We start from the raw sequence: 9,293 nt of genomic DNA, 5'->3' as shown, positions 1-9,293 counted from the left end.
GCCCCGAGGCCGCACCCGCTAACCCACCGCACCCCCCCCCCCCGCACCCGCCCCCCCCCGCACCCGCCCCCCGCACGGCGCGCCGTCCACGCACCGCGCGCGCTGCCCGTATGTGGTGCGCGCACTGGCTGTGGGGTTTGTGTGGTGGGGAGGGGGTGGGGTCAGGTGAGGGTGAGGCGGGTGCCGGAGGTGGCGGAGTGGCGGATGGTGTCGAGGAGTTTGTGTAGGGCCAGGGCCTCTTCGAAGGTGGGGATGGTTTCGGGGGCGTTGGCGAATGCCTGGTAGAGGCTGGCCACGTTGGCGGCTTCGGTGGCGTTCAGGGACGCGGGGAGGGTGTTCAGGGGGTCCGGGATGGCGATCTTCTGGGGGGCTGCGCCGGGTTCGCGGTTGCCCAGGAGGGTGAGTTCGTCGATCTGGACGCCCCAGCCGCCGGTGGTCAGCAGGGTCAGGTCGCCCTCGGTGCCCGCGATCTCGATGCGGGTGTGGGGCGAGGTGAGCTTGGCGTAGTGGATGTGCGCGGCGAGGGTCGCGCCGGACGTGAAGGTGCCGTTCAGGGCGACCTGGTCCGGGCTGTCGGCCGTCACCGGCTCGCCGGTCTCGGCGACCGTGTAGTGGACGCGCTGGACGGCCGTGGTCGCCGACAGCTCGGCGATCGGGCCGAAGAGGTGCCGGACGAGGTCGAGGTGGTGGCCGCCGGCGACCTCCAGGGTGCCCGCGGCGTTGCGGACGTCGGCGGTGTAGGACGACCAGCCCGGCACCGTGCCGTCCGCGCCCTTGGCGAGTGCGCCGTGGACGTTCACCGAGGTCACGCGGCCGACGTAGCCGTCCGCGAGCAGTCGGCGGGCGTGCAGGACGGCGGGGGCGAAGCGGGCCTGGAGGCCGACCGCGGTACGGACCCCGGCGTCCCGTGCCAGCTTGACCACCGCCTCGGCCTCCTCGGTGGTGCGGGTGAGCGGCCACTCGGAGAGGACGTGCTTGCCCGCGTCCAGGGCGGCGCGGATCAGCGTGTCGTGCGCGGGGACCTTCACCGTGACGGCGACCAGGTCGACGTCCGGGTGGGCGGCGAGCTCGTGCGGGTCGGTGAAGTGGTGGGGGACGCCGAACCGGCGGGCGGCCTCGCGGGCGCTCTCCTCGCGCCGGGTCCCGACGGCGGTGATCTCGAAGCCGGGCAGCGCGCGCAGGGCGGGGATGTGGGCGCGGGACGCCCAGCCCTGGTCGGGGTTGGCCCCGATGATGCCGACGCGGATCACGGACATGATGATCTCCCTTCGAGAAGCGGACGCGTGCCGTCCGGATATCGAGGGACTCTAGGCCAAGCGGACGCGAGCTGTCCACTTAATCCGGACGCGTGTCGTCCGTTTGCTACGATCGAGGGCATGGAGACCGTGAGTGCCGTGGACCGCCTGCTGGACGACGGTTCCGGGCGTGTCCCGCGCGCCGACGCCCGCCGCAACGTCGAGCGGCTGGTCGAGGCCACGCGCGGTGCGGCGGCCGAGGGAGGCGAGATCACCGCGCACGACATCGCGCGGCGCGCGGGTGTGGGCGTGGGCACGTTCTACCGGCGTGTCGGCACGCTCGAGCGGCTGCTCCAGGCCGTCCTGGAGGAGATCATCGGCGAGATCCTGGAGCGCGGCGACCGGGGCCTCGCCGATTCCGACCCGTGGACGGGCTTCCGCGACTTCGCGGCGTCCTACCTGCGGCTTCGCAACGAGCTGTGTGACGTGAACCAGGCCATCGGCGGCGTCCTCGACCATGAGCGCGCCGAGCTGCGCGACCGCGTCCGGCAGTTGGTCGAGCGTGCCCAGGACGCCGGGGCGATCCGCGCCGACGTGTCCTGGACGGACGTGTCGTTCCTGCTGGTGGGCGCGTCCACGGGCGCGCACACCATGGGCATCCACGCCGGGCCCGACCAGTGGGAGCGCAACCTCTCGATCGTCCTGGACGGCCTGCGCACGCCCGTCCCCACTCCGCCCCCAGGCGACGCCCCCAAGGCCCCCGAGACGCCGGCGCCGACCAGATCATCCGCGGCGGAATCCCCGGCGGGCGGAGGCCGTTGACTGACGTGTGATGCATGGCGAATACAAGGTGCCCGGCGGGAAGCTCGTCGTGGCCGACGTGGACGTGGTCGACGGGCTGCTGCGCGCCCCCCGGATCAGCGGTGACTTCTTCCTCGAGCCGGACGAGGCGCTCGACGCGATGAACCGCGCGCTCGACGGGCTGTCCGCGGGCCTCGAGGCGCGCGACATCGCCGCGCGCGTGCAGGCGGAGCTGCCGCGAGGCACGGTGATGCTCGGGCTGACCGCGGAGGCGGTCGGGATCGCGGTGCGGCGGGCCGTCGCGCGCGCGTCCGACTGGCGCGACCACGACTGGCGGCTCGTCCACGAGGGTCCGCAGCCGCCCGCGCTGCACATGGCGATCGACCAGGTGCTCGCCGAGGAGGTCGGCGCGGGCCGCCGTCCGCCGACGCTGCGCATCTGGGAATGGGGCGCGTCCGCCGTGGTCATCGGCAGTTTCCAGTCGCTGCGCAACGAGGTGGACGGGAACGCCGCGACCGGCCTGGACGTCGAGGTCGTCCGCCGGATCAGCGGCGGCGGCGCGATGTTCGTCGAGCCCGGCAACACCATCACCTACTCGCTGTACGCGCCGGAGTCGCTGGTCGCGGGCATGTCGTTCGCCGAGAGCTACGCCTTCCTGGACGACTGGGTGCTCGGCGCCCTGGCCGAGCTGGGCATCCGCGCCTGGTACCAGCCGCTGAACGACATCACCTCCGACCACGGCAAGATCGCGGGGGCCGCGCAGAAGCGGCTCGCGAACGGGGCCGTCCTGCACCACGTGACCATGTCGTACGACATCGACGTGGACAAGATGCTGCGGGTGCTGCGGATCGGCCGGGAGAAGCTGTCCGACAAGGGCACCACCAGCGCGAAGAAGCGCGTCGACCCGCTGCGCAGGCAGACCGGCCTGGCCCGCGACGAGATCATCGGCCGCATGGTCGGGCACTTCCGCACCCGCTACGGCCTCACTCCCGACACCCTCACCGACGACGAGCGCGTCCTCGCCGACAAGTACGTCGCCGAGAAGTTCGCCACCCCGGAGTGGACCGCCCGCGTCCCGTGACGGCCCGCGTTCCGGGTGGCAGATCTTGCCGTTGTGGACGGGACGGGCCGCCGGTTAGAACGAGGGCATGAGCCAGTACCCGTATCCGGTCGTGCCCGCGCCCCGGTTCGACGTGCCCGCCGGGCACGCGGTCGAGCGCGCGCGGGCGTTCGCCGACACCATGACGCTGCGCCGGACGGTTCGCGACTTCGGGCCCCGCCCGGTGCCGCCGGAGGTGGTCGAGCACGCCCTGCGCGCCGCGGCGACCGCGCCGAGCGGCGCGAACGTGCAGCCGTGGCGGTTCGTCGTCATCACCGATCCGGAGCGCAAGCGCAGGCTGCGCGAGGCGGCTGAGGCGGAGGAGCGCGAGTTCTACAAGCACCGGGCGTCGCCGGAGTGGCTGGAGGCGCTGGCCCCGCTCGGCACCGACTGGCGTAAGCCGTTCCTCGAGGACGCCCCGGCCGTCATCGTCGTGTTCGAGGTGCACAAGGGCCCTCACTCGCCGCGACCGTACTACGTAAAGGAGTCCGTCGGGATCGCCGTGGGCTTCCTGCTCGCGGCCCTCCACCAGGCCGGTCTGGCGACGCTCACCCACACGCCGAGCCCGATGAAGTTCCTGAACGAGGTCTGCGAGCGTCCCCGGGAGGAACGGGCGTACGTGGTCATTCCGGTCGGCTACCCGGCGGACGGCGCGATGGTTCCGGACATCACCAAAAAGCCCCTGGACGACATCGTCGTCCACCTCTGACGCTAGCCCGGAATTCGGCCCTGAGCAGCGGAAACAGCGACTTCGGCATCACAGGAAACGGCCGGGACGCGTGACGAAGAGTCCCGGCCGCATTCCGAAATCGGTCAGCCCTTCAGGACGGATTCGGCCAGCTTCTTGTCGCGGGCGACGCGCACGAGCGCGGAGGCGAAGCGCGCGAGGTCCTTGTCGGGCACCTCGTCCGCGAGGCGCTTCGGGTCGGCGGGGAGGCCGAGGCGTTCGGCGCCCTTGAGCGCCTGCGCGTCCATGTACGGACGCAGCCACGGCCACATGTGCTGGGCCTCGCGGCAGAAGATGTCGACGCCGACCGGCCCGATGCCGGGGAACTCGCGCAGCAGCTCGCCCGCGCGGGCGGCGTCGCGCTCGGCCTCGATGGGCAGTCGCCGCAGGTCGCCGCCGTACTTGTCCTGGACGATGTCGGCCATGTCGCCGAGGCGCGTCGCGGTGCTCTCGTCGTAGCGGACGTAGTGGCCGCGGCCCAGCGCGTCCACCCTCTGCTGCCAGGTCATCCGCGCGAGCCCCCGCGCGGTGCCGCCGCTCGCCTCGAACACCTCGCGTGCCGCAGCCATCGCGATGTCCGACCCGATCCGGGCGCTGAGCAGGTTGGCCAGGACCAGCAGCCGGAACAGCGGACCCGGCTGGTCCTTGAGCGGGATGCCCACCTCCTCGGCATAGGTCTGACCCGCCTCACGCAACAGCCTCTTCACGACAGCGTCCATCTACGCACCTCCCGTCAATCGCGCTTTACCCACGCGTGCGCGATTGACGCCTGCCGGGGGCGAATCAGAGCAGGCTGAGCTGGCCCTCGCCGGCGAGCGGATCGCGGTGGCGCTTCAGGTGCCGCCAGCGGGGCAGGTCGTCCAGGTACGACCAGGACATCCTGTGGTGTGGGGTCGGGCCGTGCTCCTCCAACGCCTTCTGGTGGACCGGGGACGGGTAACCGGCGGCGTCGGCGAACCCGTACCCGGGAAAACCGGTGTCAAGCGCGGCCATCAGGCCGTCCCGGTGGACCTTGGCCAGCACGGACGCGGCGGCGACCGTGATCGAGCGCTGGTCGGCCTTGACCTCGCAGCGGACGCGCCAGCGCGGGTCCCGCAGGTAGTCGACGTCGCCGTCCAGCAGGACCAGGTCGGGCGGCTCGGGCAGTGCCGACAGGGCCCGGACGGCCGCGCGCCGCAGCGCCGCCGTCATGCCGAGCTCGTCGATCTCCTCGGGGGACGCCGCGCCGATCGCGTGACCGTCCAGCCAGTCCGGCAGGACCTCGGCGAACGCCTCCCGGTGCGCCTTCGTCAGGAGCTTCGAGTCGGTGAGCCTGACCACCTTCTTGCCGCGTCCGGGGAGTTCCGGCGGGGCCGAAAGGTCGGTGACGGCCGCGCACACGACGACCGGGCCCGCCCAGGCGCCGCGTCCGACCTCGTCCACCCCGGCGATCCGCAGCGGACGCCCGGTCAGCGCGCGCAGTTCGTCCTCGATCTCGTATCCGGCTACCCGGGACAGGCGCGCCCCGGACTCCCCGGACGCGTCCGGCTCGAAGCCCGGCAGGGCGAGGTCGGCGGAGGTGGACTCGGCAGCGGACAAGGGTTCTCCCGGACCTAGGAGGCGTGGCGGCGACTCCCGATCGTACGACCCCTCCGACCCCCGATCGCGCGGACGCGCGGCGCACCCCCGGCGGCGCCGCCCACACGCCCCCGCAGCGGGTTCGTGCGTGGTGCGGACATCGCGTCGGCGAATCGCCTCCCGTGGCGCGGCCGGACGGAGGCGTCCGGTCAGAGCCAGCCGTTCTGGCGGGCCGCGCCCACGGCCTCGATGCGGTTGCGCGAGCCGGTCTTCCCGATCGCGGACGACAGGTAGTTGCGGACGGTGCTCTCCGACAGGTGCAGCCGTCCCGCGATGTCGGCCACGGTCGCGCCGTCCGCCGCGGCCGTCAGGACGTCCCGTTCCCGGTCGGTGAGCGGGTTCGGGCCGACGGAGAGGGCGGCGGTGGCGAGCGCCGGGTCCACGACCTGCTCGCCCGCCAGGACGCGGCGGATCGCGGAGACGAGGTCCTCGATCGGGCCGTCCTTGACCAGGAAGCCGCGCGCGCCCGCCTCCATGGCCCGGCGCAGGTGGCCGGGCCGCCCGAACGTGGTGACGATCAGGACGCGGCAGGACGGCAGGTCGCGGCGCAGGTCGGCGGCGACGTCCAGGCCGGTGCGGTTCGGCATCTCGATGTCGAGGACGGCCACGTCCGGACGGGTCTCGAGGGCCGCGGGCAGCGCCTCGGCGCCGTCGGCGACCTGCGCGACGACCTCGATGTCGTCCTCGAGGTCGAGCAGCAGCGCGAGTGCGCCCCGCATCATGCCCTGGTCTTCGGCGAGCAGCACTCGGATCACCGCATCATTCTCCACCCGCCGCGACCGGCACCGTCGCGGCCAGGACGAACCCGGACGAGGACGGCGTCGTCCGGAGCGTCCCGCCCGCCGACCCGACCCGCTCGCCGAGCCCGGACAGCCCGTTCCCGGCGGACGCCTCCGCGCCGGAACGGCCGTCGTCGGTGATCTCCACGGACGCCTCGGACCCGTCGTTCCGGACGGTGATCACGCACCGTCCGGCGCCGCTGTGCCGGATGACGTTCGTGACGCCCTCCCGGACGACCCAGCCGAGCAGCGCGTCCGGATCGGGCGGCAGCGGCCCGCCGGAGCGCCGTACCACGGCCCGGACACCCGCGTCGGCGAGCGCGGTGCGGGCGTGGTCGAGTTCGGCGGCGAGGCCCCGCCCCCGGTATCCGCTGACGGCCTGCCGGACCTCGGTGAGGGCCTGCCGTCCGACCTGCTCGATGTCGGCGGCCTGCTCGGCGGCGCGCGCCGGGTCGAGTTCGGCGAGCCGCCGGGCGGCCTGCGCCTTCACCACCATCAGCGACAGCGTGTGCCCGAGCAGGTCGTGCAGGTCGCGGGAGAACCGCAACCGCTCCTCGGCGACGGCGGCGTGCGCCAGTTCCTCGCGCGCCTCACGCAGCAGCGCGATCACCGAGAACAGCCGGATGACGATGGCGGTCACGGTGCCCGCCGAGACCGTCCCCCACCAGATGCTTCCTGCGCCGCCGCCCTTCACGCCGCCGAGCCAGATCGTCAGCCCCACGGCCCCGGAGACCCCGCCGACCAGCGCCAGCAGTCCCCATTCGGGACGCGGCGACCGGTTCGGCAGGTGTCCCGCGACCGACCCGGCGGCGAGGCCGGCGAGCGGGAAGAACACATACCAGCGCGAGCCGAGTTCCGCCGACGCGAGGGCCGCGGCGCCGGTCAGCGCGACCACGCCCACGATCGGCGGCCACAGCGGAACGCGGCCGTCGAACGCCGCCACGACCGTCCCGGCGTACACGGCCAGGAACCCCACCAGCAGGGGCACGGCCAGCCACAACGGACGCGCCGAACCCCGCAGGACGTCCTGGAACGGCCACCAGGCGAGGATGACCCAGAACACGAACGCCCACGGCGTGGGGCCCTTCTCGTCCATCTTGTTCAGGTCCATGGCGGGCCGCCGGGGGACGTGGTCCTGGACGATCCGAGGGGCCCGCGCCCCGACGAGACGTCGCATCAGCACCTCACTCTTCGCACGTCGACACCGTAGGGCCTGAGCTGCGCGGACGGTACGTCCCGGTCTGCACGGACGCGTCACACCGCCTGCGCCGAGCGGCGGTAGCCGATCACCGCGAGCACCGTGAACGCCGTTGCCCAGGCGGCCAGCACCAGCGTGCCCGCGAGCGTCGGGGCGTGCCCGCCCGCCACCTGCCACGACAGCTCGCCGTACCGGTTGACCGGGGTGACGCGTGAGACGTCCGCCAGCCAGGACGGCATCCTCGCGATCGGGAACCACAGCCCGCCCAGCAGGGACAGGCCCATGTAGACCGTGAGCCCGGCCATCTGCGCCTTCTGCGCGGTCAGCAGGTACCCGAACCCGACGCCGAGGACGGCGAGCGGCGCGATCCCCAGCCAGAGCAGCAGGACCACCGCGAGCCAGCGTCCGGGGGACAGCGAGGCGCCGTTCACCAGGCCGCCCGCCAGGCAGACCGCCGCGATCGGGGGCAGCGCCGCGACCATCGCGCACAGGGCCCGTCCGACCACCACCTGGGACGGCGCGAGGGGCAGCAGCCGCAGCTGCCGGATCCAGCCGAGCGGCTTGTCCTCGGCGATCGAGACGCCGCTGGTCATGACCGCGCCGATCGCCCCGAACCCGGCCATCCCGACCATCGAGTAGGCCGCGCCGTCGGACCCCGTCCCGCCGCCGAGGTCCAGGTTGGTGAAGACCAGGTACATCGTCAGCGGCGACACCAGGGTCATGATCAGGTAGCCGGGGTCGCGCAGCAGCCGCAGCAGCTCGAGCCGGACATAGTGGACGAGCATCATCGGACGATCTCCTCGGCGACGGTGTGGGTTCCCGCGTGGGTTCCGCTGGGATCCTCGGTGTGGGTCAGGGTCAGGAACGCCTGTTCGAGGCTCGCCCCGGTGACCTCCAGGTCCCGGACGGCCCCGGCGGCGGCGAGCGCGAGCACGGTCGCGTCCGCGTCGGTGGTGTGCAGCCGGACGCGCCGTCCGTCCACCTCGCTGCTCACCACCCCGGGCAGGCCCGCCGGATCCGGCAGGACGGACGCGTCGACGCTCACGGTCCGGCCGGGGACGCGGCGCTTGATCTCGTCGCTGGTGCCGTCCGCGACGATTCGTCCGCGGTCGACCACGACGATCCGGTCGGCCTCGGCGTCCGCCTCCTCCAGGTAGTGCGTGGAGAACAGGACCGTCGCTCCGCGTTCGGCGCACGCCCGGATCGCGGTCCACAGCTCGCGCCGGGACTCGATGTCCAGCGCCGCGGTCGGCTCGTCCAGCACGATCAGGTCGGGCGCGCCCGCCACCGCGAGAGCGAACCGGACCCGCTGCGCCTGCCCGCCCGACAGCGCGTCCGCGCGGCGCCCGGCCAGGTCGGAGACGCGCGCGACGGCCATCAGCTCGTCCAGCGAGGGCATCGGGCCGCGCGCGACCGCCGCGTGCGCCCGCTGGACGAACCCGACCAGCTCCCGCACCGTGACCCCGCCGATCAGCCGTCCGGTCTGCGGCATCGCGCCGACCCGCCCGGCCCGGACGGCCCGCTCCGGCGTCCCGCCGAGCACCCGGACCGTCCCGGCGTCCGGGGCCCGCAGGCCGAGGATCATCGAGATCAGCGTCGACTTGCCCGCTCCGTTGGGGCCGAGCAGCGCGACCGTCCGTCCCCGCTCCAGTCGCAGGTCCAGGTCGTTCACCGCCCGGACGTCCCCGAACCCCTTGCTCACACCGCGCACGTCCACCGCATTCATGCGGAGAACACTAGAAATCCGCAGGGGCCGGGTGGCAGGGCCGGAGATCCGCGATCCCGCAGTACAAATGTCCCAGTTGACACAGAGTGATGTGGCTATGCGGGTCGAAGC

Annotated in this window: 10 protein-coding genes; 3 read left to right on the top strand and 7 right to left on the bottom strand. The window is 73.2% G+C overall.

The window, feature by feature from the left end:
• Positions 1–161: 161 nt before the first annotated feature.
• Positions 162–1,256, bottom strand: a complete 1,095-nt coding sequence (locus P696_RS0141355; protein ID WP_034489628.1) for a Gfo/Idh/MocA family protein — start codon at positions 1,254–1,256, stop codon at positions 162–164.
• Between the two features lie 120 nt (positions 1,257–1,376).
• Here P696_RS0141355 and P696_RS51685 point away from each other — a divergent pair, with 120 nt between their 5' ends.
• The 3 genes from P696_RS51685 to P696_RS0141340 all read left to right on the top strand — a co-directional run bounded on the left by P696_RS51685 (position 1,377) and on the right by P696_RS0141340 (position 3,844).
• Positions 1,377–2,057, top strand: a complete 681-nt coding sequence (locus P696_RS51685; RefSeq protein ID WP_051469084.1) for an SbtR family transcriptional regulator — start codon at positions 1,377–1,379, stop codon at positions 2,055–2,057.
• A gap of 10 nt (positions 2,058–2,067) precedes the next feature.
• On the top strand, positions 2,068–3,117 hold the full coding sequence (lplAB, locus tag P696_RS0141345) for a lipoate-protein ligase LplAB (protein WP_026416920.1): 1,050 nt from the start codon (positions 2,068–2,070) through the stop codon (positions 3,115–3,117).
• 67 nt (positions 3,118–3,184) lie between these two features.
• On the top strand, positions 3,185–3,844 hold the full coding sequence (locus P696_RS0141340) for a nitroreductase family protein (protein WP_026416919.1): 660 nt from the start codon (positions 3,185–3,187) through the stop codon (positions 3,842–3,844).
• Positions 3,845–3,948: 104 nt separating this feature from the next.
• Here P696_RS0141340 and P696_RS0141335 read toward each other — a convergent pair whose 3' ends face one another.
• The 6 genes from P696_RS0141335 to P696_RS0141310 all read right to left on the bottom strand — a co-directional run bounded on the left by P696_RS0141335 (position 3,949) and on the right by P696_RS0141310 (position 9,182).
• Complete coding sequence (locus tag P696_RS0141335) at positions 3,949–4,581, bottom strand: HhH-GDP family DNA glycosylase (protein ID WP_026416918.1); 633 nt, start codon at positions 4,579–4,581, stop codon at positions 3,949–3,951.
• Positions 4,582–4,645: 64 nt separating this feature from the next.
• On the bottom strand, positions 4,646–5,359 hold the full coding sequence (locus P696_RS0141330; protein WP_026416917.1) for a ribonuclease HII: 714 nt from the start codon (positions 5,357–5,359) through the stop codon (positions 4,646–4,648).
• 269 nt (positions 5,360–5,628) lie between these two features.
• A complete protein-coding gene (locus P696_RS0141325) occupies positions 5,629–6,234 on the bottom strand; it encodes a response regulator transcription factor (protein ID WP_026416916.1) in 606 nt (201 codons plus the stop codon).
• A 4-nt stretch (positions 6,235–6,238) separates the two neighbouring features.
• Entirely contained in the window at positions 6,239–7,435 is a 1,197-nt protein-coding gene (locus tag P696_RS51680) for a sensor histidine kinase (RefSeq protein WP_157430238.1), read from the bottom strand.
• A 77-nt stretch (positions 7,436–7,512) separates the two neighbouring features.
• Entirely contained in the window at positions 7,513–8,244 is a 732-nt protein-coding gene (locus tag P696_RS0141315) for an ABC transporter permease (protein WP_211246007.1), read from the bottom strand.
• Positions 8,241–9,182, bottom strand: a complete 942-nt coding sequence (locus P696_RS0141310) for an ABC transporter ATP-binding protein (RefSeq protein WP_026416914.1) — start codon at positions 9,180–9,182, stop codon at positions 8,241–8,243. The genes P696_RS0141315 and P696_RS0141310 overlap by 4 nt, the downstream gene beginning before the upstream one ends.
• Between the last annotated feature and the right edge of the window lie 111 nt (positions 9,183–9,293).

Source organism: Actinomadura oligospora ATCC 43269, from assembly GCF_000518265.1.
Taxonomy (GTDB): domain Bacteria; phylum Actinomycetota; class Actinomycetes; order Streptosporangiales; family Streptosporangiaceae; genus Spirillospora; species Spirillospora oligospora.
The sequence above is the reverse complement of the archived record's forward strand: the minus strand, read 5'-3'. Positions and strand labels throughout refer to the sequence as shown.